24 protein-coding genes and 1 tRNA gene are annotated in these 23085 nt (G+C 63.7%); 14 read left to right on the top strand and 11 right to left on the bottom strand.

The window, feature by feature from the left end:
- The gene (locus tag E2N92_RS08720; protein WP_220680802.1) at nucleotides 1-390 is read left to right on the top strand and encodes a Zn-ribbon domain-containing OB-fold protein; all 390 of its coding nucleotides are present in this window, start codon (nucleotides 1-3) and stop codon (nucleotides 388-390) included.
- Between the two features lie 646 nt (nucleotides 391-1036).
- Here E2N92_RS08720 and E2N92_RS08715 read toward each other — a convergent pair.
- The gene (locus E2N92_RS08715; protein WP_220680801.1) at nucleotides 1037-1963 is read right to left on the bottom strand and encodes a class I SAM-dependent methyltransferase; all 927 of its coding nucleotides are present in this window, start codon (nucleotides 1961-1963) and stop codon (nucleotides 1037-1039) included.
- Nucleotides 1964-2077: 114 nt separating this feature from the next.
- Here E2N92_RS08715 and hmgA point away from each other — a divergent pair, with 114 nt between their 5' ends.
- Entirely contained in the window at nucleotides 2078-3289 is a 1212-nt protein-coding gene (gene hmgA, locus E2N92_RS08710; RefSeq protein ID WP_220680800.1) for a hydroxymethylglutaryl-CoA reductase (NADPH), read from the top strand.
- A gap of 56 nt (nucleotides 3290-3345) precedes the next feature.
- Here the strand turns inward: hmgA and rimI are convergent, their stop codons facing one another.
- Nucleotides 3346-3807 (bottom strand): ribosomal protein S18-alanine N-acetyltransferase, encoded by a 462-nt coding sequence (rimI, locus tag E2N92_RS08705; protein WP_220680799.1) that lies wholly within the window; start codon nucleotides 3805-3807, stop codon nucleotides 3346-3348.
- A 78-nt stretch (nucleotides 3808-3885) separates the two neighbouring features.
- Between rimI and E2N92_RS08700 the strand changes: the two genes are divergently transcribed.
- Nucleotides 3886-5157, top strand: coding sequence for a DUF1015 domain-containing protein (locus E2N92_RS08700; RefSeq protein WP_220680798.1), 1272 nt, complete (start codon nucleotides 3886-3888; stop codon nucleotides 5155-5157).
- 236 nt (nucleotides 5158-5393) lie between these two features.
- Here E2N92_RS08700 and E2N92_RS08695 read toward each other — a convergent pair whose 3' ends face one another.
- On the bottom strand, nucleotides 5394-6008 hold the full coding sequence (locus E2N92_RS08695) for an FmdE family protein (RefSeq protein ID WP_220680797.1): 615 nt from the start codon (nucleotides 6006-6008) through the stop codon (nucleotides 5394-5396).
- Nucleotides 6009-6256: 248 nt separating this feature from the next.
- Between E2N92_RS08695 and E2N92_RS08690 the strand changes: the two genes are divergently transcribed.
- The 6 genes from E2N92_RS08690 to E2N92_RS08665 are packed head-to-tail and all read left to right on the top strand — an operon-like array spanning nucleotide 6257 to nucleotide 9867.
- A complete protein-coding gene (locus tag E2N92_RS08690) occupies nucleotides 6257-6796 on the top strand; it encodes a hypothetical protein (RefSeq protein ID WP_220680796.1) in 540 nt (179 codons plus the stop codon).
- A complete protein-coding gene (locus tag E2N92_RS08685; protein ID WP_220680795.1) occupies nucleotides 6793-7803 on the top strand; it encodes a hypothetical protein in 1011 nt (336 codons plus the stop codon). The genes E2N92_RS08690 and E2N92_RS08685 overlap by 4 nt, the downstream gene beginning before the upstream one ends.
- Complete coding sequence (locus tag E2N92_RS08680) at nucleotides 7797-8294, top strand: DUF7288 family protein (protein ID WP_220680794.1); 498 nt, start codon at nucleotides 7797-7799, stop codon at nucleotides 8292-8294. The genes E2N92_RS08685 and E2N92_RS08680 overlap by 7 nt, the downstream gene beginning before the upstream one ends.
- Nucleotides 8282-8668, top strand: coding sequence for a hypothetical protein (locus E2N92_RS08675; RefSeq protein WP_220680793.1), 387 nt, complete (start codon nucleotides 8282-8284; stop codon nucleotides 8666-8668). The genes E2N92_RS08680 and E2N92_RS08675 overlap by 13 nt, the downstream gene beginning before the upstream one ends.
- Nucleotides 8646-9092 (top strand): hypothetical protein, encoded by a 447-nt coding sequence (locus E2N92_RS08670; protein ID WP_220680792.1) that lies wholly within the window; start codon nucleotides 8646-8648, stop codon nucleotides 9090-9092. Before E2N92_RS08675 ends, E2N92_RS08670 begins: the two co-directional genes overlap by 23 nt.
- A gap of 4 nt (nucleotides 9093-9096) precedes the next feature.
- Complete coding sequence (locus E2N92_RS08665; RefSeq protein ID WP_220680791.1) at nucleotides 9097-9867, top strand: DUF7289 family protein; 771 nt, start codon at nucleotides 9097-9099, stop codon at nucleotides 9865-9867.
- A gap of 21 nt (nucleotides 9868-9888) precedes the next feature.
- Here E2N92_RS08665 and eif1A read toward each other — a convergent pair whose 3' ends face one another.
- Nucleotides 9889-10203 (bottom strand): translation initiation factor eIF-1A, encoded by a 315-nt coding sequence (gene eif1A / locus E2N92_RS08660; RefSeq protein WP_220682982.1) that lies wholly within the window; start codon nucleotides 10201-10203, stop codon nucleotides 9889-9891.
- A gap of 324 nt (nucleotides 10204-10527) precedes the next feature.
- Nucleotides 10528-11613 carry a DMT family transporter gene (locus tag E2N92_RS08655; RefSeq protein WP_220680790.1) on the bottom strand — a complete coding sequence of 362 codons (1086 nt, stop codon included), beginning with the start codon at nucleotides 11611-11613 and terminating at the stop codon, nucleotides 10528-10530.
- Between the two features lie 137 nt (nucleotides 11614-11750).
- Here E2N92_RS08655 and E2N92_RS08650 point away from each other — a divergent pair, with 137 nt between their 5' ends.
- Together E2N92_RS08650 and E2N92_RS08645 are read left to right on the top strand one after the other, a co-directional pair.
- Nucleotides 11751-13529, top strand: a complete 1779-nt coding sequence (locus E2N92_RS08650; protein WP_220680789.1) for a cache domain-containing protein — start codon at nucleotides 11751-11753, stop codon at nucleotides 13527-13529.
- A gap of 44 nt (nucleotides 13530-13573) precedes the next feature.
- The gene (locus E2N92_RS08645) at nucleotides 13574-14296 is read left to right on the top strand and encodes a head GIN domain-containing protein (RefSeq protein WP_220680788.1); all 723 of its coding nucleotides are present in this window, start codon (nucleotides 13574-13576) and stop codon (nucleotides 14294-14296) included.
- Between the two features lie 7 nt (nucleotides 14297-14303).
- On the opposite strand, the gene thyX is transcribed toward E2N92_RS08645, so the two are convergent.
- The gene (gene thyX, locus E2N92_RS08640) at nucleotides 14304-14933 is read right to left on the bottom strand and encodes an FAD-dependent thymidylate synthase (RefSeq protein WP_220680787.1); all 630 of its coding nucleotides are present in this window, start codon (nucleotides 14931-14933) and stop codon (nucleotides 14304-14306) included.
- A gap of 315 nt (nucleotides 14934-15248) precedes the next feature.
- The gene (locus E2N92_RS08635) at nucleotides 15249-15593 is read right to left on the bottom strand and encodes a type II toxin-antitoxin system PemK/MazF family toxin (protein ID WP_220680786.1); all 345 of its coding nucleotides are present in this window, start codon (nucleotides 15591-15593) and stop codon (nucleotides 15249-15251) included.
- 84 nt (nucleotides 15594-15677) lie between these two features.
- Between E2N92_RS08635 and E2N92_RS08630 the strand changes: the two genes are divergently transcribed.
- Nucleotides 15678-16292 (top strand): GNAT family N-acetyltransferase, encoded by a 615-nt coding sequence (locus E2N92_RS08630; RefSeq protein ID WP_220680785.1) that lies wholly within the window; start codon nucleotides 15678-15680, stop codon nucleotides 16290-16292.
- 742 nt (nucleotides 16293-17034) lie between these two features.
- On the opposite strand, the gene E2N92_RS08625 is transcribed toward E2N92_RS08630, so the two are convergent.
- The 3 genes from E2N92_RS08625 to acs are packed head-to-tail and all read right to left on the bottom strand — an operon-like array spanning nucleotide 17035 to nucleotide 20731.
- Nucleotides 17035-17565 (bottom strand): hypothetical protein, encoded by a 531-nt coding sequence (locus tag E2N92_RS08625; protein WP_220680784.1) that lies wholly within the window; start codon nucleotides 17563-17565, stop codon nucleotides 17035-17037.
- Nucleotides 17566-17605: 40 nt separating this feature from the next.
- On the bottom strand, nucleotides 17606-18835 hold the full coding sequence (locus E2N92_RS08620; protein WP_220680783.1) for an L-lactate MFS transporter: 1230 nt from the start codon (nucleotides 18833-18835) through the stop codon (nucleotides 17606-17608).
- A 3-nt stretch (nucleotides 18836-18838) separates the two neighbouring features.
- Nucleotides 18839-20731, bottom strand: coding sequence for an acetate--CoA ligase (acs, locus tag E2N92_RS08615; RefSeq protein ID WP_220680782.1), 1893 nt, complete (start codon nucleotides 20729-20731; stop codon nucleotides 18839-18841).
- 120 nt (nucleotides 20732-20851) lie between these two features.
- Between acs and E2N92_RS08610 the strand changes: the two genes are divergently transcribed.
- Together E2N92_RS08610 and E2N92_RS08605 are read left to right on the top strand one after the other, a co-directional pair.
- On the top strand, nucleotides 20852-22069 hold the full coding sequence (locus tag E2N92_RS08610; RefSeq protein ID WP_220680781.1) for a PEGA domain-containing protein: 1218 nt from the start codon (nucleotides 20852-20854) through the stop codon (nucleotides 22067-22069).
- 592 nt (nucleotides 22070-22661) lie between these two features.
- Nucleotides 22662-22868, top strand: a complete 207-nt coding sequence (locus E2N92_RS08605) for a hypothetical protein (RefSeq protein ID WP_220680780.1) — start codon at nucleotides 22662-22664, stop codon at nucleotides 22866-22868.
- A 39-nt stretch (nucleotides 22869-22907) separates the two neighbouring features.
- Here the strand turns inward: E2N92_RS08605 and E2N92_RS08600 are convergent.
- Nucleotides 22908-22990 (bottom strand) — tRNA-Leu (locus E2N92_RS08600).
- Nucleotides 22991-23085: the final 95 nt, after the last annotated feature.

The following is a 23085-nucleotide window of genomic DNA, read 5'->3' as shown; positions in this document are numbered from 1 at the left end:
ATGTCGGTACCACGCTTCTGGAGAAAGATCCCCCAGCGTTACAACCTGGAGGGGACGCACTGCGAGACCTGCGGGCGGTACTTCTATCCGCCCAGGAACATCTGCCCTGACTGCCGGCGCGAGGGCACGATCGTCAACCACACCTTCAAGGGTGTCGGCAAGGTCGTGACCTACTCGGTGATCAGGACAGCGAGCGACCAGTTCTCGGCCCTGACGCCCTATGTCCTGGCCATCGTCGAACTCGAGGAAGGCCCGAGGCTGACGACGCAGCTCGTCTGTGCGCCCGAAGAGGTCTCGATCGGGATGCCGGTCAAAGGGGTCTTCCGCAAGATCGGCGCCGAGGGCGAGAGCGGGGTCATCTACTATGGAACGAAGTTCGCTCCGATGTGAGCGGGACTTCGTGATTCCTCCTGTGTAAAACGATACCTCCGATTTCTCTTTTTTCCGGTTCTGGTGAATTCCTCGATCAACTTTCCCTATGGCAGAGCGACGACCGGATCCGGAGACCCGCAGCGCGAGAGGGCGATGAAGATCCTGTGATGAGGAGGCGGCAGGTTCTGATCATCGTACCTTTCCCGTTGTCATGACCCCGGAGATAGAACCAGGAAAAGGAGACCTGATCTTTTTTTCAGCGGGATCACGCGCCTCGTGCCGTCCCCCGTCCTATCCCCTCGCGAAATATCAGAACAAATTCAGTGATGAGGGGACGGCACGTTTGGATCACCACGCCATCCCGGTTTCATGACCCCGAAGATAGAACCCGGACGGGAGAGTGCTGATCAATTCTCAGTAGGATCACCTGTTCATGCCGTCCCCCGTCCTATCCTCTCGCGAGACAACAGGAAAGATCGTGCGATGGGAGACGGCACGTTCTGACCGCCACACCCCCCCCGTTGTCATGACCCCGAAGATCGAACCGGGACAGGGAGGCCTGATCTTTATCAGCAGGAGCACGGCACACCTGATCTTCATACCGCCCTGGAGACGGCGGCGCTGCTCCCAGTGAAACATCCCTTCACAAACCGAAAAAAGAGACTCACCCCCCGACCTCAATCTCATACACCGCGTGCCACTCAGCCGGCGAGTAACTCCGCACGCGGCGCTCCCGCACCTCCGCCACCGGGAAGGCCCGGATCGCATCGAGATACTTCCCCTCCTCGTCCACCAGGGCATAGAAATGGATCGTCCCGCCCGGACGGCAGAGGGCGAAGGCGGCCCCGAGAAACTGGACCGACTCCATCGGGAGGTTCATGATCACCCGGTCGAAGGTCCGGCCGAAGACGCCCGGCAGGTGGATGGCGTCGGCGAGGACCGGGATGACGTTGGTCTTCTGGTTCTTTCTGATGTTCTCGCAGAGCAGAGAGACGGCCGCGGGGTTGAGGTCGGCGGCGACGACGAGAGAAGCGCGGTCGGCGAGGGTGAGGGCGAAGGGCCCGACGCCCGCGAACATATCGACGACCCGCTCACCCTCCGTCATCTCATCGCAGACCCGCTGGCGCTCGGTGGAGAGGCGGGCCGAGAAATAGGCGCGGGCCAGGTCGACGACAAAGTGGTGGCCGTGCTCGGTGACCACCGTTTGAGTCGTCTCCTCGCCGGCAAGCACCAGGAACTCCCTGGTCCTGAACTCTCCCTCCACCGCGGAGGTGGGGAAGAGCACGGTGTGCAGCGACGGGCGGGAGGCGAGGACGCGGGCGGCACCGGCCCGGTCCTCCTCCTGCATGATCGCGATCCCGCCGACGAGTTCGTGCCTGGGCAGGTCCTCGTGGTGCGGGAAAGGTTTGAACATCGCCTCCTCGGCGCCCTCCACCCGCTCGACGAGCGGGAGGAGGAGGTCGTCGCCGTCGGCGCAGGGCCGCACCCCCCGGTCCAGCAACCCGCCGGCGATCAGGGCCTGCCGCTCCGCTTCCGCACGCCGTTTCTCCACCCGTCGACACCACCGCCGCACCCGCTCTTCGTCATCCATGATACCCTGTATCTCCCTCACCGATAAGGGCCCGATACCGCCCTGAAACCTTACGAAAACCCCGGAACAGAGGATTCCATAAGTTCAAGAGGTATCGTGTCCCTCTATACTTCCATGGAAGATGCTCTTGCAAGACTAAAAAAAGGAACCCTCAAACTTTACGCCCTTGAAAAGGAGTTTCCGCCCGAAGAGGCCATCAGGGTGCGGCGGACCTTTGTCGAGGAGGAGAGCGGGACCGACCTGGCGGCCCTCGGTTCCTTCTCCATCGGCATCGACCGGGTGGTCAGGCGGAACATCGAGAACATGATCGGGGCGGTCCAGGTGCCGGTCGGCGTGGCCGGGCCGGTGCAGGTGAACGGCGAATACGCAAAGGGTGAATATTACCTCCCGCTCGCCACCACCGAAGGGGCGCTCGTCGCCTCAGCCAACCGCGGGGCCTCGGCGATCACGAAGGCCGGCGGGGCGGATGTCAGGGTGGTCAGGGACGGGATGACCAGGGCGCCAGTCTTCGCGGCCCGCGACATCGTGCACGCAAAGGAGATCGCCGACTGGGCGACCGCCCACGTCGCCGACCTCGCCGCCGCCGCAGAGACGACCACCTCGCGGGGCAAACTCCTCTCCATCACCCCCTATATCACCGGCACCAGCGTCTTCCTCCGCTGCGCCTACGACACCAAGGACGCGATGGGGATGAACATGGCGACCATCGCCACCGCGAAGATCGCCGACCTCGTCGAGGCGGAGACCGGGGCGCGGCTCATCGCCCTCTCAGGAAATATGTGCACCGACAAGAAACCGGCGGCCATCAACCTCATCGAAGGCCGGGGCAAGACCGTCGTCGCCGGCGTCCGTTTCTCCGACGACCAGATCACGAAATTCTTCAAGACCGATGCGGCGACGCTCGTCGAGGTGAACTACCGCAAGAACCTCATCGGTTCGGCCCGTGCCGGCGCCCTGGGCTTCAACGCCCACGCCGCGAACCTCGTCGCCGCCATGTACCTCGCCTGCGGCCAGGACGCCGCCCACGTCGTCGAGGGGAGCAGCGCGATCACCACCGTCGAGGCGACCGGCGACGGCGGGGTCTACGTCTCGGTCACCCTCCCGGCCGTCCAGGTCGGGACGGTCGGCGGCGGCACCGGGATCGACACCCAGGCGGCGTGTCTCCGTCTCCTGGGTGTGGCGGGCGGCGGCGAACCCGAAGGCGCGAATGCAAAGGCCTTCGCCGAACTGGTCGGCGTCGGGGTGCTTGCCGGCGAACTCTCGCTCCTCGGCGCCCTCGCCGCGCACCATCTCGCACGGGCGCACCAGGAACTCGGACGGGGATGAGCGAGGGCGAACTCGGTTCCTTCCCCCCTCTGCCGATCGTCACGCGATTGGAAGGTCTAAAAAAACCACTTCATCATCAGGATGGCGTCCTCACCGTTGGCATAATAGCCCGCGACGACGAACACCGCCTGGTACCCATTTTTCCGATAGAACGCCTGGGCATGGGTGTTCGAGACCCGCACCTCGAGCTGCACTCCTTCGGCCAGGCGGACGGCGAACTGGTGCTCGGCCCGGTTGAGAAGAAGACGGCCGATGCCCCGGCCCCGGTACTTCTCGGCCACGGCGAAGTTGCAGATGTGCCCGTAGACCGCCTCGCCGGTGTCCTCCACGCCGCCGACAAGGAATCCCGCGACCTCGCCGCCCACCTCGGCTACGAAAAACATGTCGGCCCAGACCTCCAGCGCCTGGAGGAAGGTCTCCTCGCTCCACGGGTCGACAAAGGACTCCCGTTCGATGGCGGCGATGGCGGGAAGGTCGGTGACCATCGCTCGCCGCAGGAATACCCTGGTCTCAGACATTATAGGAGAGTACGCTCCACGAGCAAATATATTGACGCAGGTGTAAGTACTACCCACTTTCAGGAGACTGTGATCCCCATGGTGAAGATATACCGTTTCTCCGGACTGCGGCCGGACCGCGCACAGGCTGCAGCGATCGCCTCGGTGCCCTACGACGTCGTGACGACAGACGAAGCCGAAGTGATCCTCAAGAAAAACCCGAGTTCATTCCTGCGGGTCGTCAGGACCGACGCCCTGCTCAGGGACATCCCGGCCGACGACGAGAAGATCTACGAGACCGCCCGCGAGAACCTCCAGGAGATGGAAGATCAGGGGATCCTCACCCGCGACGAAGAGCCCTCGATGTACCTCTACCGCGTCAAGCAGGGCGGCAACCTCTACCTCGGGCTCGTCGCCTGCGTGGACGTCGACGACTACCTTGAGGACGCCATCAAGAAGCACGAACACACGCGCTACGACAAGGAGCGCGACCGCACGCGCCACATCGAGGCCACGAACGCCAACACCGGTCTGGTCGTCATCCTGTACCCGGACGAGGGCGAGATCTTCGGGTACACCGAGTCGATCCTGCCGGAGGGTGAGCCCGACGCGGTGGTCAAGACCGAGAGCGGCGTGGTCCACGAGCTCTTCAAGATCAGTGATCCGGTCAGCCTCAGCTACCTTGAGGACGCCTTCTCCAGGGTGCCGGCCACCTACATCGCCGACGGTCACCACCGGGCGCGGTCCGCGGTGACGGTCGCGGAGGAGCGGAGAGAGGACGGCACCTACGAGCCCGAGGACGGGCGGTTCATGGCCATCCTCTTCGCCCACAAGCGGGTGAAGATCCACGGCTACTCCAGGTTGGTCGCGGACCTCGGCACGTACACGCCCGAGACCTTCCTCGCCGCGCTCAAAGAGCAGTTCGAGGTGCGGCCGTACGGCGAGATCGACGACACGGTCTTCAAGATCGCACCGCTCCGCGAGGCCGCAGGGACGCACGTCGTCCACATGTACCTCGGCGGCGCATGGTACGAACTCTCGGCCCCGGTGGAGAACCCCGATGACCTCACCGGGTCTCTCGACGTCTCGGCCCTCCAGAAACAGGTGCTCGAAGGGATGCTCGGGATCACCGACCCCCGCGGCGACCCCAGGCTCCAGTACCTCGGCGGCGCCAGGCCGCTCGCCGACCTCGAGGCAAAGGTCGACTCGGGCGAGTTCGCCCTTGCCTTCTCGATGCAGCCGGTCGACGTGGAGACGGTGATGAACATCGCCGACGCCGGGATGGTTATGCCCCCGAAGTCGACGTGGTTCGAACCCAAACTTCTCTCCGGCCTGGTGATTCACACTCTGGGCGAGGGGAAGAAGGAATAAATCTTTTTTTTTGCGCCGGAAGCATGTGCCCGGACCTCCGGGATGGCTGATGGGACCCAGTAGGCAGAGCGAACGATCCTGAAGGAAGAGATTGCCGTCCTCCGCCTATTGTCGTCGTGGGGGTTCGGGATGAAACCTCCGGCGCGAGAGGGCAGTGAAAATACGTCGGTGGGGGCCGGCCGCCCCCTGTAATCCGTCGGCCTCGACGGTCCCTACAGGGCCGAACTTTTCCTCTTTCACCAGCCGCGGGTGTACTCGCCGGCACACGGCATGCAGAGCACCTCGCCGTCGACGAGCCGCGCCCGCGCCTCGGAGACCTGCTCCCCGCACTTCGCACAGATATAGGACCGGAAGATCCTGGCCCGCTCCGGCACCTCGGGAGCGACATCCTGGATCTGGAAGATCTTCTCTGCGGGCATGGTCTTGATCGCCTCGCAGAGAGCGTGGAGATGACGGACATACTCCTCCCGCTCCTCCCGCGTCGCCTGACTCGAACGGGCCTTCTCCCTGAGCGGGTGGAACTCCGGGTCGAGCGTGTCCATCGTGACGTCGCCCCGGCTCGCCACCCGCACGGCCTTCCCATTCGTCCGGTTGATGAAGGTCCAGGCGTTCTTGCCGACGTCCCTGAGGATGAGGTTGCCCTTCCCGACGGTGCACCCGGTCATCACCTGCACGGCGTCGACGCCGCAGGCGTCGTTCTCCACGATGGCGACAAACTCCTCGTCAGGCGCACGGGTCGCGCCGGTCCGTTCCATCCCGATGAGGGCGGCCCGGTACCCGAAGGTAACGCCAGGGCAGAGGTGGCCGTGGAAGCGGACGACATCGTCGAAGTCGGGACATGTACAATCCATGGTCATGGGTTCAGTCTGATCCGAGATACGCTTTGTGATAGAGGATGGTCCGGGTCTGACATTCTCTGAAAAAGGGTGATGAAAATCAAATAGGGGTCGTCACCTCAGCACCCCCCGTCGCCCGGCACCGCCTGAGAGGAAGGGGACATCCGGCATTATAATCGGAAAAACAACGAATCAAACGGCAGAGTGACGCAATTGAAATTCGAACAACATATATACCAACCGTCCCAAAATGGATCCATAATATGAAGCTCGCGCACCTCGCCCCCCTCCTGGGCCTCTGCATCCTGGTCCTTGCCTGGACCTGTGGGTGCACCTCGGCGCCCGCCGGCGGGGGCGGAATCCAGGACATTACCACCGAGCCCGCCGACGATCGGATCGGACTCGAAGAGGCCCTCAGAGAACTCGAAGTCCTCGACGGCGAGGGCCTGGAAGACCTGACCGGCATGGAGATCGTCATGGTGAGCGGGTCGGACGTCGACCTGACCGGGAACGCAACCACCTGGACGCTTGGGGTGCGGCAGGCCGGGAACACCTCCCTCCTGGTCCACTCCAGAGGAGGGTGGTCGCGGTATGTCTGGCACGGTCCGCTCCCGGACGAACCGCTGGACCTGGACGCCGCCATCCTGCCCGCCCCCCTCTACCGGCAGCACGCCGCCGAGATCCGATCCCTCGGCGAAGCGACCGACCTCACCCTCGTCGGCACGATCTATACGGTCAGGTCGAAGGAGACACAGACCGACTCCATATCCTTCGACGCACTGTCCGGGGAGGCGACGGCATGAGGCTACGGGACGACGACTCCGCCCTCCTCTCCATCGACTTTCTCGCGGGGTTCACCGTCTTCCTCCTCGCCTTCATCATCGCGGCCTCGATGGTCCCGGGCATGCTCGCCTCGCTCCAGAGTTCGAGCGTCGACTACGACGCCGTCGCCTACCGCACCGGCGTGATCCTGGCAGAGGATCCGGGGTGGTTCGAGGATACCAGCGGGAGGACCGGTTCCCACTGGCAAGGCGAACAGGAGGGAGCGATCCAGCGGATGGGACTTGCGGTCTCGAAGGACGCACCCGGCATCCTCTCGACGGCGAAGGTGGAGCGGTTCTTCCAGGACAGGCCGGAATCCGATTACAGGAGCAAGGTCTTCTTCTCGGACTACCCGTACGCTTTCAACATCTCGCTGAAGAAGGCCGGCGAAACCCCCCCGCCTATCGGGGCGCCGCTCCCCGCCGACACCACCGACTACGGATCGATCCGGCGGGCGGTGATGATCAAAGAGAACGCATCGCTTGTCATCAACGGGAACAGCAATCCCATCGACACCACCAGAGACAGGAGAAATTTCACCGTCACCCTGAACTTCCCGGCGATGCTCGAAAAACCCGCGGCGTACCGGGTCAACCCCTATGAAGACACGATCGAGGTGAGACTTGAAAACCTCGATAATATTCACACAGATATCAATTTAACGAGTTTAACACTCATCAAGCACACGGACACAGGAACAACGACGTTCTACAATCCCTTTCAGACTCCGAAATCAACCCTAAAAATCGACGGGAATACGACCCCTGTAGACAACCTGCCGGAGAAGGTAAACAACACCATCACCATCACCCTTGACCCGGGATTCTTCACCCTCAATATGGTCGATCCGAGCAGGACCGTGGATATACAGTTCTCTTTTGACAACACAACAGGCAACAACATCCCGCACTATCTCGCCGGGAACTCGGAGTACAGCTCCACGTCTCCCTCCCTCGTCCCCGCCGTCCTGGAGGTGGCCGTATGGTAACAGACGACTCGGCGCAGCTTTACACCATCGAAGGGTTTGCGGCGGCGTTCATCATTCTGGCGACGGCATACCTCGTCGGCGGGACGATGAGCATCTACACCCCCGGCGACTCGCATATCGCCGACATGCAGCTCGAACAGATCGGGAGCGACGTCCTGGCGGTGATGGACACGCCGACGACCCAGGGGGATAAGAGCGTCCTTCAGGAAGAGATCACAGGCTGGAAAACCGGTGAGTTCAAGGACAATTTCACCGCTTTGCTCAATCAACGGACTTCCGGAACCGACGACACCCTCCAGTTTGCCGCCTCGGTCTCGTATCGTAACGATACCGACACCGTGCAGACCGTGACGTTCGTTTCATCGCAGGATCCGACCGGTTACGAGCAGGCGGTGCGGGTGACGCGGTTGGTGAAGATCGACACGGCAAATCCCCCAATGGAAACCCGACCACAGGTCGTGCTCCTGGAGGTGCTGATATGGAGAAGTTAGACAACGAAGCACAGTGGATCGTGCTGATGGGCTTCATGGTGGCGGTGGCCTTCTTCTTCCTGGCCCTGGTCATCAACCAGTCCACCCTGGTCGGGCAGACCACCGCCGAAGGCGTGCTCGAGTTCCCGAAAGAGGAGATCAGGGACTTCACCGCCGAAGTCGCTACCCTCGTCGATTCGGGCGACGTCTATGCCGCCGATGGTACGATGGACGAGGAGATCAGAAACGACATCGTCAGGCTTGAAGAGGTGCGAAACAACGCCATCGTGGATTACTCGGTCGAAAAAACCGAGTTGTCCGGGAAAACGTACAACAAAACCGTGTTCCATTTCAACAACGGGGTGACAGTCTATGACGCGACGGTCTATTACTGACGACGAGGGCGTCTCCAACCTGGTGGAGTACATGACCATCTCCGGGATCCTGGTGGTCCTCCTCATCGTCATGACCTTCTCGGTGAACGCGATCTTCATGGAAGGCCCGTCAGACCGCCTCGCTTACCACTCTTTCGTCGACATCGGCAACGGGATCTCGACGCGGATCGTCGACGTCTACGTGCTCGCCCCGGACAACGGCTCGATCACCACCGCATTCAACATCCCCGACGACGTCGCCGGGCAGGATTATCAGGTCAGCCTCGACGTCGACCGACACAGTTCCGACCAGAAGGTCGTGGTCTCGCGAGACGACGTCATGAGCAGGATCTCCATCGCCGGGATCGGGGCGACGATGGGGGTGGCCGGGAACACCACCGGGACCGGGATCAACCGGATCTCCTACAACTCAAGCGGGGTTTGAACGGATGAAGGCATTTCAGATCATAAACGATGACGGGGTCTCGGAGGCGATCGGGTTTATCATCATCTTCGGACTGGTGATGACCGGGATCGCCCTCATCACCCTGTACGGCTATCCGATGCTCCTGCAGCAGCAGAGCAACGCCGACGTGCGCAACATGGAACAGACGATGGTGGTGCTCCAGAACGACATCAAGAGCCTCTGCTACAAGAGCGTGCCCTACAAGGAGACCTCCCTCCAGGTGGCCGGCGGAGTGCTCACCATGGAGAACGCCACCGCGACCGGGAAGCGGTTCAATATCAGTGTGATCAAAAACGATGGAACCATCAACACTACAGAACTCTTCAGCCCCGGCGCCTTCGTCTACACCGCCGACTCCCAGGACGCCACCCTCGCCCTGGAGAACGGAGCGGTGATCAGGGCGCAGGCCGGGGGATCCTCAATGATCGCCGAGCCACGGTGGTACATCGATACTAACAACGGCGAGAAGACCTTTGTCATCAACCTCGTCGCCCTCAACGCGAGCACCGAGATGTCCAGGAACGGGATGGGGACGGTGCGGATGAAGCTTAATAATTCTACGGTTTCGTCCCTGAACCTCCCCAAAGAGACCGTGGCGGTCAGTTATACCTCCACCGGCGAGTTCTCGAGGGCCTGGGAAAACTATCTCACCGGCACCCTGAAGATGAATAAGAGCGGGGACAATACCTACACCCTCGGCGGTGTCGACCGACTGATCGTCAAAAAATATGAGGTCCAGGTGCTCGGCATCTGAGCACCCGGAAAAAATCTTTTTTCACAGATATCCGTGACCGCGGAGCCAGTCCACCTGCGGACGGGTGTAGCGGTAGATGATGTCGCACTTGTCGGCCTGAAAGTCCCAGGGCACGACGATCAGGACGTCGCCTTCACGGATCCAGACGCGCTTCTTGATCTTTCCTTTGATCCTGCCGACACGGGTGGTCCCGTCGAAGCAGCGGACACGGATATGGTTGGCTCCGAGCATCAGGTCGGCGCTCGCAAACATCTCCTTGTTCTTCTTGTTCGGCAGGCGGACTCGTACGACCTCTCCCTCAGTTGTGTTCTTTTTCTTGTTTCGAAAATCGCTCAGGTAATCAACTCCACGAATCAGATCTACTCCTGCACCCTTTTCTGCTGAGAGAATATAAGTGTATCTTCTTCTCGGGATGATCTGACGGTTATCTGCATTATGCCGGCTAAAACATGGAATAAACTCTGAAACCGGAGGGAAATCACTCCATGACCGGTTTGTTGAATCGCTCATGAAGCGAACGCACGCCCCGGGCATCCCGGCCGAACATTGTTCTGAGCGGTGCTTCGGGATGGAGAAGGATCTCTGACCCTGCTCTCCTCAAGAGACGGTGAGAGGGAGGGCACCATTCATTCGCCGGTGACGCTGCACCGGAAAAAACCCTCACTCGTGCCGGTGCCGGTGGTGGATGTCGGGGACATGGGGATGGTCATGGACGACCTCCTCGTGGGCGTGGGGGTGGGAGTGGTAGCCCCGGGCGTCGAGCGGCGGGGTGCCGGGCGGGTGGTCGTGGCCCTCGTGGTGGAGGTCGTCGTGCCGGTGCCGGTGCTCGTGGACGCCCGCCGGGTGGCGGTGAGGGTGGGCGTGGCGTTCGGTGACCAGGAACCAGGCGCCGAGGGCCATCACCGGGAGGGCGAGGTAGAACCCGGGATCGATCGGTACGGCGTAGAGGACGAACGAGGCCGCGACGCCGAAGAAGGGGGCGATGGCCACGATCGAACCGGTCCGTGCCGTCCCGACGCTCCGCAGCGAGAGGATGAAGAGGATGCTGGTCAGGCCGCCGTAGCTGATGCACCCGACCGCCATCGCCGCCAGGCAGGTCGTCGGGGACGGAAGGGGTTCGGCGAGGAGGGTGGCGACGAGGAGGGAGAGCGTCCCGGCGCAAAGGCCCTTGACGGTCACGATGGCAAGCGGATCCCTGGCCGAGAGGTTGCGGGCGAGGTTGTTGTCCATCCCCCAGAAGGTGGCGGCGAGGAGGACGCCGAGGGCCGCCACCGAAAACCCGGCGGCGCCGCTGCCTTCCCAGGAGAGGATCGCGCACGATACGGTGATCAGCCCGAGCGCCGCCCAGGTCCGCTTCCCGACCGCCTCAGCAAAGAGCAAGGCGGCGATTGCAGCGGTGGCCACGGCCTCGAAGTTGAGGAGGAGGGCCGCGGTCGCGGCCGGCGTGGACGCAAGGGAGCACATGAGGGTGACCGGGGCGAGGAAACCGCCGAAGAGCACGACCCCGGTAAGCCAGGGGAGATCGGCCCTGCCGAGCGGGGCCTCGGCGCCGTGGCGGTCGCGGCCCAGGGCGCGGCAAGTTGTCAGGTACAGGGCAAGGGCGATCCCGCTGCCCAGGTAGAAGAGGGCGGCGAGGGTGACCGGCGGGACGTCGCCGAGGAAGAGTTTGGCCACCGGCGCACCGCTCCCGAAGAGGAACGCGGCAATGAGGGCGTAGAGATAGGAGAGACGGCGGGGGTCGGCCATGAGATGCTATCCTATCTATGGGTCCACGCTGCCGATATACATGGCGGGCAGGCCGCACCCGCATTCTATTCCTACAAAACGATAAAAATCGAGCGTGATTTCAAAAGAGTCAAAAGAGATGAGGTAGATGAAACCCCATGAACGGGTCCGCCGTCCTCTTCATTACGACTACAGCCGTCCTTCTCCTGACACTCTGCTGCGCCGGGTGCACGACCGAAGAGACACCCCGGAGCACCGGCACCACCGGGGACGATCTGGAAGCATATGTCCACGACGCCGCGGCCTACGCCCGGAATGTCGAGAAAGACGAGGCCCTTGCGGCATTCTCAGATAAAAACGAGGAATTTGTCAGGGACACCCTCTACCTCTACGCCTACGACTTCAACAACACCCTCCTTGCCCACCCGTATCAGCCCGAGAAGGTCGGGACCGACCGGACGAACTGGACCACCCCCAACGGCCTCCGTTTCGTGCAGGCGGCAAACGATATCGCCGGACACGGGGGCGGGTACGTTGTCTACCTGTACCCGCCGCCCGACGAAGAGCGGGAGATCGACGAGGCGATGAAGAACCTCTACGAGGTTAAACTGGGATATATCGAGAAGGTGGACGAAACCTGGTGGATCGGGTCGGGGATCTATCTCTCCGACTATATCGACGGGGCGACCGGGGAACTGCCCGCCGAGATCACCGACATGACCGGTCTCACCCGTTCGGCGGTCGCCTACGCCCATACGAACGGCACCGCCGCACTCCTGTCCGAGATCGACAAACAGGACGGCCGGTTCACGGACGGCAACCTCTATCTCTACGCTTACAACTACGAGGGCACCCTCCTCGCCCACCCGTACCTCGCACCCGGCATGGTCGGCACCGATCTCTCGGAGTATATGGGGCCCTACGGCGTCATGCCGGTGAAGAAGGGTGCGGAGATCGCCCGGAACGGCGGCGGGTTCTATGTCTTCGGGTGGGAGAACCCGGAAAAAGGCGGGGCGCCCGAACTGAAACTCGGCTACGTCCTCCCGGTGAACCGGAACTGCTGGGTGGGGTCCGGGCTGTACCTCAGCGACATCTTCGGTGAGGACGACGACGCGGCCGTGTCCGAGAAACGGACCCTGAACGATGTGGTGGCGTTCGTCGCCGGCGCCTGCGAGCACGCGGACGCGGTCGGGAAGGAGCAGGCGCTCAAGGATTTCGGCGACCGCGACGGCGCGTTCGTGGACGGAAACCTCTACCTGTACGTCGAGGACTTCAACGGCACGACCCTCGCCCACCCCATCCACCCGCAGAAGGTCGGGGTGTCCAGGATGAACGCCACCGACCCGCAGGGCCTTTTCCTGGTCAAAGGACTCTGCGAGACGGCGGCGACCGGCGAGGGCTTCTTCATGTTCATGTATCAGGACCCGGGCGACAACTTCACCCTCACCCCAAAACTCGGGTACGTGAAGAAGGCGGGGGACGACTGGTGGATCGGGTCGGGCGTCTATCTCGCCGACCTCGTGGACCCGGCGACCGGCAGAACCCTCCCCATCCTCGCCGACCTCACCGGTGCGGTCGAGGAAGCAAGAGAATATGCGCTGCAGGAGGGGAAAGACGCGGCGCTCGCCGCCTTCCGCGACCCCACCGGGAAGTTCGTCGCCGGCGGCCACCCGGTCTATGCCTTCACCCGGGACGGCGTGCTCCTCGCCGACTCCACCCGGCCCGAGGCCGGGGATACCGACTGTTCGAACGCCGTCGGTGAGTACGGGGTCAGGTACGTCGCGGAGGGCGCGGCGATGGCGGAGCGGGGCGGGGGGTATCTCATCTCCACCCCGGAGGGCGGCGGGCAGCGCCTCGATTACGTCCTCCCGGTGGACGGCGAGTGGTGGATCGGGGCCGGGGTACCGGTCGCGGCGGTCGTGGACGAGAGTCTGTAGACCTATCTTTTTTTATCGCACCCCACCATGAGAGGGAGCAGGTGATGGTGGTGATACGATACCTTTTCGCGGCGGCAGTGCTGCTCGGCCTCGTGCTGGCGGCCGGGTGTGTCCAGCCGCCCTGCACGATCGGGTCCGGGAACGTGACCTCTGAGACGCGGGACGTGGGGACGTTCCAGAGCGTGGAACTCACCTCCTTCGCGACGGTGCTGGTGACGCAGGGCGCGGCCGCGCCGGTGGTGATCGAGGCCGAGGACAACATCATCCCGTTGCTGCGGACGCGAGTCTCCGACGGCGTGCTGGTCATCGACCACGACGCCGCGTGTGTCAGGAACACCACGCCGGTCGTCGTCAGGGTGTCGATGGAGGAGGTGCAACGCCTCGCGGTGAGCGGGTCGGGCACCGTCCTGGGCGAGAACGAGATCGTCGGGGAACGTCTGGAGACGGCTATCAGCGGGTCGGGCAACCTCGACCTCGATATGAACGTGAGCACATTGGAGAGCACCATCTCGGGTTCTGGAGAGGCGCTCTTTTCCGGGACGGCGGCCGAACACGATGCCGGGATCAGCGGGTCTGGCACGATCAAGGGCTTCGACCTGACGACAGAACAGACGAACCTGGCGATCAGCGGGTCGGGGAAGGCGGAGGTCTTCGCGACCGAAGCGCTCGACGTCCAGATTGCGGGCAGCGGGACGGTCACCTACCGCGGCGACCCGGCGGTGACCCAGGATATTTCGGGGTCGGGGAGCCTGATCAGGGAGGGGTGACGGGCCTTCAGACCTCGACCCGCCTGATCACCTGCTGCTCTTCGTCCACCTCGAAGTCGCAGAAGACCGTCGGGACGTGACCCTGGAAGATGCGGAGGAGTTCGATGGCGAGCGCCCTGATCTCCCACTGCGCCCCGCGGCTCCCCCGCAGCCCGACGATGTGGCGCCACTCGCGCATGTTGGCGCTGACGACCATCTCGGTCTCGGTGGCGTTGGGGAGGACGAACCGGGCGTCTTCCCGCCTCACGCCGAGGTCGGCGAGCGCTTTGTAAGCCTTACGCGTCTCTTCGAGGTATGTGGTGTAGAGGGCGTGCGCCTCCTCGTTCCCGGCGACGGACGCGGGTTCGACGGCCGGGAAGTCGTCTTCGGAGACGTAGCGCTGCGACTGCTGGGTGATGGCGCAGAGGCGGTGGCGGACGAGCTGGTGGGAGCAGGCGCGGGAGATCCCCGAGATCCTGAATGTGGCGTAGGCGTGTTCGAGCACGGACTCGTGCCCGTTTTTCACGATCATCCTGATAAATTTCTTCTCACTGCCCGGGGCCTGGCGGTCGAAGGAGCGGTAGGCGGTTCTTCCGGCGCTCTCGATCAACCGTTCGGCGTCAGGGGTGATGGCAAGCAGTTCTACCTTTATCGACACACTATCGGGTATGTCAGGGGTCGATAAGAGGGTTGTGGGATCGATAGAGAGGGGGACGGGACGGTGATCGTCACCCTTCGCCGTCCCCGGCTATCCTCTCGCAAGACGGCGGGAAAGATTCGATGATGAGGGGGCGGCCCATTCTGATCACCATGCCGTCTCGCTGAAGTGACCCCGAAGATAGAACCAAGATGGGAGAGGGTCGATCATTATCCGGCGGGATCGCGCGCCCTGTGCCGCCCCCCCGCCCGATCCTCACGCGAGAGGGGAGGACAGATGCGGTGAAAGGGGGGACAGCACATTCGATCACGTCGCCTACCACCGGGCACGCTGGCGGCCCGGGATCACCCCGACGATCCTATCGACGATCCCGGCGTTCAGTCGACCTTTCTTCCCGCGGACCTCGCGGCACCTGAGGGTGGAGAGGTGGGCGGTGAGGACATAACTCTCCTCAAAGAGGTCGAGGCCGCCGTGCGCAAAGTCGTCGAGGTCGATGGGTACGAAGGGGGCGTCGGTGGGTGGGGTGCTCGAGACCGGGCAAACTTCGATGAACCCGCCTGCCTCTTCGCCGACGATGACGGCGGGCCGCACCTTCGGTCCTTCGCCGCGTCCGAACCTGACCGGGGCCAGCACCACGTCCCCGGGTGAGTACTGCGCCATAGCCTGAACAGGTCTGACTTCACCGGCCATAAGCGCAACGGTTGGCGCAGAATGAGAACATCCATCTCTTCTCAGGCGAAGATCATGGTGATCACGATGACGACCGGACTCACCTTCACCTATCTTACGAGAGACGACGTCCCGGCGGTCGCCGGGATGCTGGCAAAAGAGAGCGTCTGCGAGTGGATGTTCTTCGGGCCCAACACGCCGGAGACGACTGAGGGCTATTTCCTCCCCCTGGTCGAGGGGATCGAGGTGGCCCTGACCGAAGGACGGAACCCGGAGTGCCCGGTCTTCACGATCCGGGAGAAAGAGACCGGCGCCTTCGTCGGGCAGTGTGCCCTCCTCCCGGTCGAGTTCAGCCCCGGCGCCTACCTCATCGGCTACCAGATCGACGAACCCTTCTGGGGGAAGGGGTACGGGACAGAGGCCTGCGAGTTTCTGGTCCACGCCGGGTTCAATCTCCTCGGCGGCTACCGGTTGAACGGCGACTGCGCCGAGGGGAACGTCGCATCGGTGCGGGTGATGGAGAAGTGCGGGTTCGTCGAGGAGGGGCGGCAGCGGAAGTACTGGCACGCCCGCGGCGGCTACCACGACCGTCTCCTCTTCGGGCTGCTGCGCGAAGACCTCACCAAAGGGAGGCTGGCGGCGCTCGGGGAGCGGTTCGGGGAGCCCCAGAGGGATGATCAACGGACGTGAAGAGAGCGGTGCCGGCAACCGCACGAGAGGGCGGAAAAGATTCTCCAAAAAAGTGCGGCATGGTCTGATCGCCTCGCCGTCCCGTCGTGATGACCCCGAAGATCGGATCGGGACGGAAGACGGCTGATCTTTTTTCGGAGAGATCACGCATGATGCCGCCCACGCCTTATCTTCTCGCGAGAGGGCAGAACAGATCCGATGACTGGGGACGGCACATTCTGATCGCCACGCCTCTCCCATCCCCACTATCTCAAAGAGAGAAACCAGATGAAAGACGGCTGATCTATTTTCCCATCGGGAACACGCGTGAGGCCGTCCCCCGTTCTATCCTCTCGCGAGATGGCAAAAAAGATTCATTGATCGGGGACGGCACATTCTGATCACCACGCTCTCGCCGTCGTCATGACCCCGAAGATAGAACCCGGACGGAAGAACGCCGATCGCTTCTCAGTGGGATCACGCGCTCCGTGCCGTCCCCCGTCCTATCCTCTCGCGAGATTGCAGAATAGATCCGGTGATGAGGGGACGGCACATCCGATCATCACCCTTGTCCTGTCCTCACGACCCCGAGGATAGAACGAGAGAGAGAGCCGATCACGTTTCAGCGGGATCAAAAACCCTGCTATCCTCCCGCTATCTTCGTCGTGGGGGGGTCCGGGGGTCTCCCCCCGGCGCGAGAGTCCGGGTTCGCATCAATCATCCTTCTGGGGCGACTCCTCTGATCGACCCACGGTATTCGCCGCTACTCCTCGCCTGCTCCCTCAACCGCTTTGCCCTCCCGGTAGCAATGCACCAGCACCGCAAGGGCCGCATACCCGACCAGGGCATACCCGGCCGTCTTGAGGGCGTTCACGCACCACTCCACGAGTTCGTTCAGGAACCCCTCAAACCCGGGGACCGGCGGGGGAACCGGGACCATGAACGGCATGAGCGCCCCCTGGATCAGCCTGACGATGAGCACCACCGCCGCGACGCCGCCTGCCCAGGCCCAGGCACGATGCGGGTGGGCGTAGCGCCTGACAAGGGGGAGGAGAGCGACGACGATCATCGGGTGGAAGACGAAGAAGGCGCTGAGGTTGGCGGCGACAGAAGACTCCCCCACCGCAGTGTACGCCGCAGCCCAGACCACCCAGAGCGCCACGACCGCAAACGGGACGACGACCGCAAGGCGCCGGTACGGAATTTTTTCGAGGAGCACCGTATAGACCGCGGCGCAGACGCCGCAGAGAAAATAGACCGGGAAAAAGATGAGGAGCACTGAAAATATGACCATGACCGAAGGGTGGAAGGCAACCCCCTTGAAGGTGCCGAAATTATCCGGGCGCTTCTGAGGGCGGCCTGAGCAGGGCGAAGGCCGTCACGAGCCCGACGAGTGCGAGCACCGCAACGACCGGGAAGACGCCGAGGTAGCCGCCGGTCGTCGTCCTGACGAGCCCGGCAAACTGCGGGCCGGCGAGGGCACCGGCACCGTAGGCCAGGAAGACCACGCCGTAACAGCGGGGATAGTCGCAGGTGCCGAAGAACTGCGCCGTCGCCGCCGGGGCGAGGGCGAGCCAGCCGCCGAGACATCCCCAGAGCAGCGCGAAGGCGACGACGTAGGTCGCCGGCACCGGGTACCACCACATGGCAAGGGAGGCCGCACCGATGAGGAAGAAGGAGAGCATCGCCGCGGCCCGCGGGGTGAAGCGGTCGGTGAACGCCCCGAAGAGCGGGCGGCCCCCGCCGTTGAAGACCGCGAAGAACCCGACGAGCGCGGTGGCAAGGGCGGGTTCGATCCCGGCCACCTCGGTGCCCACCGGTCTGGCGATGGAGATGGCCATCAGTCCGGCGAGACACCCGATGAAGTAGCAGCCCCAGAGCCCGTAGAAGGCCCGGGTCCTGAGCATCCGGCCGCGGTCGAACTCGCAGGCGGCGACGCCGGTCGCCGCCAGACCCTGCCCTGGCGGGAAGGAGAGGGGCAGCGCCAGGATGACGAGGAGCAGGAGGAAGGCGAGGCCGAAGACGCGGAAGGTGGCCATCACCCCCACGGCCTCGATGAGGAGACCGGCGAGGTTGGCGGTGACGACCGCGGAGAACCCGAAGCCCAGCACGGTCAGCCCGACGGCCAGGCCGCGGCGGTCAGGGAACCACCGCGTCGAGACGGCGACCGGCACACCGTAGGCGATCCCGACGCCCACGCCGCCCACCACGCCGTAGCCGAGGTACAGCGCCTCCACCGACCCGGCGAAGGAGGCGAAGATCCAGCCAAGGCCGGTCAGCACACCGCCGAGGGCCGCCGTCTTCGCCGGGCCCAGGGACTCGATCAACCGCCCGGCCAGGGGCATCGTGACCGCGAAGACGAGGAGGAAGACCGAGAAAGGCATGAGCACCTCTGTCGCCGTCACCTCGCGGCCGAGGCTCTCGGTGAAGTGGGCGGTCAGCGGTGCGACGAAGACGCTCCACGCATAGATGCTCCCGAGACAGAGGTTGATGAGCATCCCGCAGAGGACCAGCAGCCACCGACCCTTTGCGGCGGGCATCCCGAAGAGGGAGGGCTCGTCCATCCCCTACACCTCGAGCGTCGAGATGTCGCCGGGGTCGACGCCCATCTCCTGCGCCTTCAGGACGCGGCGCATGATCTTGCCGCTCCTGGTCTTGGGGAGCGACAGGACGAACTCGACCGCCGAGGGCATCGCGATGGGGCCGATGCTCATGCGCACATGATAGATGAGGTCGGTCTTCAGTTTCTCGCTCGGGGCGTACCCCACCTTCAGGATGACGAAGGCCTTCACCGCCTGGCCCTTCACCGGGTCGGGGACGCCGATCACCGCCGCCTCGGCCACCGCCTCGTGGGCGACGAGGGCCGACTCCACCTCGGCGGTGCCCAGGTTGTGCCCCGCGACGATGATGATGTCGTCGGCGCGTCCGAGGACCATGATATAGCCGTCCTCGTCTTTCACCGCGAGGTCGCCGGCCAGGTAGAGGGTGTCGACCGTGGTCCAGTATTTCCGGTAGCGTTCGTCGTTTTTGTAGACCGTGCGCATCATCGCCGGCCAGGGTTCGGTGAGCACCAGGAACCCGCCGGTGCCGGGCGGCACCGGGTTGCCCTCGCGGTCCACCACCTCGGCCGAGACGCCGGGGATGGGGCGGCCCACGAACCCCGGCTTCATCGGTTCGCCGACGAGCGTGGCGAGCATGTGCATGCCGGTCTCGGTCTGCCACCAGGTGTCGAGCACCGGGCAGCGGGACTGGCCGATGACCCGGTGGTACCACTCGAAGGCCTCCGGGTTGAGGGGTTCGCCGACCGACCCGATGACCCGGAGCGAGTCGAGGACGGAGCGGGCCGGCCACTCATCGCCGTACTTCATGAACATCCTCACCGCAGTGGGTGCGGTGTAGAAGACCGTCACCCCGAAGTCCTCGATGACCCGCCACCAGATGCCGGGATCGGGGTAGTCGGGGACCGTCTCGGTGATGAGCACCGTGGCCCCGGCGGCGAGCGGGCCGTAGACGATGTACGAGTGGCCGGTGATCCAGCCGGGGTCGGCGGTGCACCAGTAGACGTCGTTCTCCTTGAGGTCGAAGATGTACTTCGCGGTGTAGTAGGTGCCGACCATGTAGCCGCCGCAGGTGTGGACGATGCCCTTGGGCGGGCCGGTGGTGCCGCTGGTGTAGAGGATGAAGAGCGGGTCTTCGGCGTCCATCACCTCGGGGTCGACGTGCGAGGGGGCGGCGGCCATGCACTCCTGGAAGTCGATCTCCATCTCGGGGTGGAGGGCGACGTGCGGCACGGTCCGCCTGAGCACGATCACCTTCTCGATGCTCGGGGCGTTCCGCACCGCTTCGCCGACGATGGTCTTGAGCGGGATCCGCGTGGCCCGTCTATACCCGACGTCGGCGGTGACGACGACCTTCGCCCCGGCGTCGCGGATCCTGGTGTTGAGTGCGTCGGCGCCGAACCCGCCGTACACCACCGAGTGGACGGCGCCGATCCGGGCGCAGGCGAGGATGGCGACGATCTGTTCGGGGACGAGGGGCATGTAGATGCAGACGACGTCTCCGCGGCCGACGCCGAGGTTTCTCAGGGCGCCGGCAAACCGCATCACCTGCCGGTGAAGTTGCCGGTAGGTGAGCACCCGCTCGACGCCCTCCTCCTCGCCCCGCCAGATGAGCGCCACCTTGTTCCTGCGCTCGCCCGCGGCGTGACGATCCAGGCAGTTGATGGTGATGTTCAGTTTTCCGTTGACGAACCAGCGGGCATAGGGGTACTCCCAGTCTTTCACCCGGTCCCAGGGTTCGACCCACTCGAGTTCGCCGGCGTACTGCGCCCAGAACCCGTCGGGGTCCTCGAGGTACCGGCGGTACGCCTGCTTCCACGGCCCGAGGGCCGAGGTCTCCAGGTAGACGGGGTCGGGCCTGACCACCCTGCTCTCCAGGCTCACCTCAAACTCTGCTGTCATCTCGTCCCCCTCCTCTCGTCTCCTCCCTTGCGAGGCGGGGAGATAAACCTATGCCGGGGGCCGCACCGGGACGCGGGCGCGGGCGAAGATACATATCGATCGTCGTATAGATCCCAATTCATGAAACGCCTCCCGCTCCTTCTCCTGACCATCGGATTTGTCCTGACCACCGGATGCGGTGCCCTTTCGGGGACGCTGGAGATCGCCTCGGAACCGGCGGACGCCGCCGTCTACCTCGACGGCGAGTATTGCGGCACCACCCCCTGCACCGTGCGCGACCTCGATGCCGGGAGCCATACCCTCGAACTCCGGCACGAACGCTATCCGACCTGGCAGACCGAGATCGAGGTGAGGATGGGCGAGGAGGCCGGGGTCGTCGCCGACCTCGCCGAGAACCTGGTCCCCGAGGTCGACCTTGCGTGCGACAGGCCTGGCGACTATCTTCAGGGCGAAGAGATCGTCGTCACGGGCCGCGCCGTCACCCCCTGGAAGCAGGTCAATCTCACAGTCGAGCCGATCGACGGGGACGGGTCTTTCGTCCCGCAGTCGTACCAGGTCGAGGTGGACGCGGAGTACGGTTTCGAGTACCGCCTCCCGACCGGGACGATGCCGGGCGGACGGTACCGTCTCACCGCGAGCCTGGGCACCGGCGAGGCTGAGAACCTAACCGTCGTCGTGCTCACCGAGGGGGAGGCGAACGTCGCCGTCGTACGCGAGATCGTCGAGACCTACCGCGAGACCCACACCTACAGCGACGCCGACTTCTTCGTCTGCGCCGACATGGCGCTGGACGTCTGGAACATGATCGAGACGAGGGGGATCGACGCGAAGATCGCCATCGGCGACGTGGAGCGGAGCGGCGAAGAACTCCACGAGGCCGACCATGCCTGGGTGCTGGCCGAGACCTCGCCCGGCGTCTGGACGGCCCTGGAGACGACCGGGGGGTTCGTCGTCGACGACGACGAGCAGTACCAGGAGGGGTGGTTCTTCGATACACCTCGAGGGTTCAAGGAGTTCATCGACCTCTCGAACCGGTACAATGCGGGAGTGGAGCAGTACGATGACCTGGAGAAGCGGTACAACCGCAAGGTCGAGAGATACAACGACGAACTCGAAGAGCTCAACGATCTCATCGACTCGCACAATGAGCGATATGCAGGCCGGTGGCTCACCCCCCAGGAGTATGAGGACGCCGAGAGGATGGAGGAGAGGATCAACGAGCAGCGGGTGGTGGTGGCACAGCTGGACGGCGAAGCCGAGCAGCTCTCGCGGGAGATCGACGGGGTCGAGCGCGACCTGGAGGCGTTGGAGCGGCAGATGCGGCGCCTGGCCGGGTAGGGCGGGGGGCCATCTTTCCGTCCGGGCAATGAAGATTATAAAAATACGATTTTTGGCATTCGGCGGGCCGCACCGAGGTACGACAACCATGAAAAAACCATCTCTGACGAGAAGAGACGGCAGCCCCCGGAACGAATCGTGCGCCAACACCGGTTCAAGGAGGTCTGCCATGTCTCTGTCGTCGCACGACGATGTAATATCTGTCGGTCTGATCCCGGAGGGGTGCCCGTGATCCCGGCGGCGGACGGCGGGGGCGCATGTCTGGCTCGATCGCGACTCCGACCCCGACCCACTGGACGATGGCACGTTTGCACCTGGGTTGCACCGAAGTTGCACTGAGAACGTGCAAAGCAGGGGGACGGAAGAACGGCCCCGGAGTACCTATTCTAGAGAGAAGAGAGAGAGATATCTCTCTCATAGTACTCTATTGCACCAGAACGGGGACGCACCCACCACCCCTGATCGGTCGGGGTCTCCGGGTGAGGGTGGGTGCGATCGGCGTTCTGGTGCACACGAGGACAATGATCCCGACGAGGTCGTTCCGATCGATAAACAGGCATATAATATGCCCCCGTTCGGTGGCACTTTCAGAGTGCAACCCGGTGCAATCCGGTGCACACGTGCAAACAAGGTCCTGCCGCTCGCGGGGGTCCTGGACCGCCGGGAGTTCACACGGGTGAGGACCGACCTGGGCCGTTGCGATGGGGGTAATGAGGGGAAGGCGGTGTACTGTTCGGGTGACGGGTGGGGGAAACTCTGCGATCGGAGTTATGCGAGGGAGGTGAGGGCGTGGAATTAGGGGAGGGGGAGCCCTCCCCAAATCACTATTTAAAAGAAATGCGAGAGGCCGGATTCGAACCGACGAACCCCTACGGGAGAGGATCTTGAGTCCCCCGTGTTTGGCCGCTTCACTACTCTCGCGCCTGCACCTATGGTTTTCGCCACCCATCCTCTAATATCTATCGCTCCCGGCGGCACAATGAGAAGAAAAAAAGAAGGTGAAAAAAGAGAAGAGA

This window comes from Methanofollis formosanus (genome assembly GCF_019633745.1).
Classification (GTDB): Archaea; Halobacteriota; Methanomicrobia; order Methanomicrobiales; family Methanofollaceae; genus Methanofollis; species Methanofollis formosanus.
The sequence above is the reverse complement of the archived record's forward strand: the minus strand, read 5'-3'. Positions and strand labels throughout refer to the sequence as shown.

Coding starts and splice junctions, on each gene's coding strand:
- E2N92_RS08720 (WP_220680802.1), top strand. CDS start 1: ATGTCGGTACCACGCTTCTGGAGAAAGATCCCCCAGCGTTACAACCTG.
- E2N92_RS08715 (WP_220680801.1), bottom strand. CDS start 1,963: ATGGATGACGAAGAGCGGGTGCGGCGGTGGTGTCGACGGGTGGAGAAA.
- hmgA (WP_220680800.1), top strand. CDS start 2,078: ATGGAAGATGCTCTTGCAAGACTAAAAAAAGGAACCCTCAAACTTTAC.
- rimI (WP_220680799.1), bottom strand. CDS start 3,807: ATGTCTGAGACCAGGGTATTCCTGCGGCGAGCGATGGTCACCGACCTT.
- E2N92_RS08700 (WP_220680798.1), top strand. CDS start 3,886: ATGGTGAAGATATACCGTTTCTCCGGACTGCGGCCGGACCGCGCACAG.
- E2N92_RS08695 (WP_220680797.1), bottom strand. CDS start 6,008: ATGGATTGTACATGTCCCGACTTCGACGATGTCGTCCGCTTCCACGGC.
- E2N92_RS08690 (WP_220680796.1), top strand. CDS start 6,257: ATGAAGCTCGCGCACCTCGCCCCCCTCCTGGGCCTCTGCATCCTGGTC.
- E2N92_RS08685 (WP_220680795.1), top strand. CDS start 6,793: ATGAGGCTACGGGACGACGACTCCGCCCTCCTCTCCATCGACTTTCTC.
- E2N92_RS08680 (WP_220680794.1), top strand. CDS start 7,797: ATGGTAACAGACGACTCGGCGCAGCTTTACACCATCGAAGGGTTTGCG.
- E2N92_RS08675 (WP_220680793.1), top strand. CDS start 8,282: ATGGAGAAGTTAGACAACGAAGCACAGTGGATCGTGCTGATGGGCTTC.
- E2N92_RS08670 (WP_220680792.1), top strand. CDS start 8,646: ATGACGCGACGGTCTATTACTGACGACGAGGGCGTCTCCAACCTGGTG.
- E2N92_RS08665 (WP_220680791.1), top strand. CDS start 9,097: ATGAAGGCATTTCAGATCATAAACGATGACGGGGTCTCGGAGGCGATC.
- E2N92_RS08655 (WP_220680790.1), bottom strand. CDS start 11,613: ATGGCCGACCCCCGCCGTCTCTCCTATCTCTACGCCCTCATTGCCGCG.
- E2N92_RS08650 (WP_220680789.1), top strand. CDS start 11,751: ATGAACGGGTCCGCCGTCCTCTTCATTACGACTACAGCCGTCCTTCTC.
- E2N92_RS08645 (WP_220680788.1), top strand. CDS start 13,574: ATGGTGGTGATACGATACCTTTTCGCGGCGGCAGTGCTGCTCGGCCTC.
- E2N92_RS08635 (WP_220680786.1), bottom strand. CDS start 15,593: ATGGCGCAGTACTCACCCGGGGACGTGGTGCTGGCCCCGGTCAGGTTC.
- E2N92_RS08630 (WP_220680785.1), top strand. CDS start 15,678: ATGGTGATCACGATGACGACCGGACTCACCTTCACCTATCTTACGAGA.
- E2N92_RS08625 (WP_220680784.1), bottom strand. CDS start 17,565: ATGGTCATATTTTCAGTGCTCCTCATCTTTTTCCCGGTCTATTTTCTC.
- E2N92_RS08620 (WP_220680783.1), bottom strand. CDS start 18,835: ATGGACGAGCCCTCCCTCTTCGGGATGCCCGCCGCAAAGGGTCGGTGG.
- acs (WP_220680782.1), bottom strand. CDS start 20,731: ATGACAGCAGAGTTTGAGGTGAGCCTGGAGAGCAGGGTGGTCAGGCCC.
- E2N92_RS08610 (WP_220680781.1), top strand. CDS start 20,852: ATGAAACGCCTCCCGCTCCTTCTCCTGACCATCGGATTTGTCCTGACC.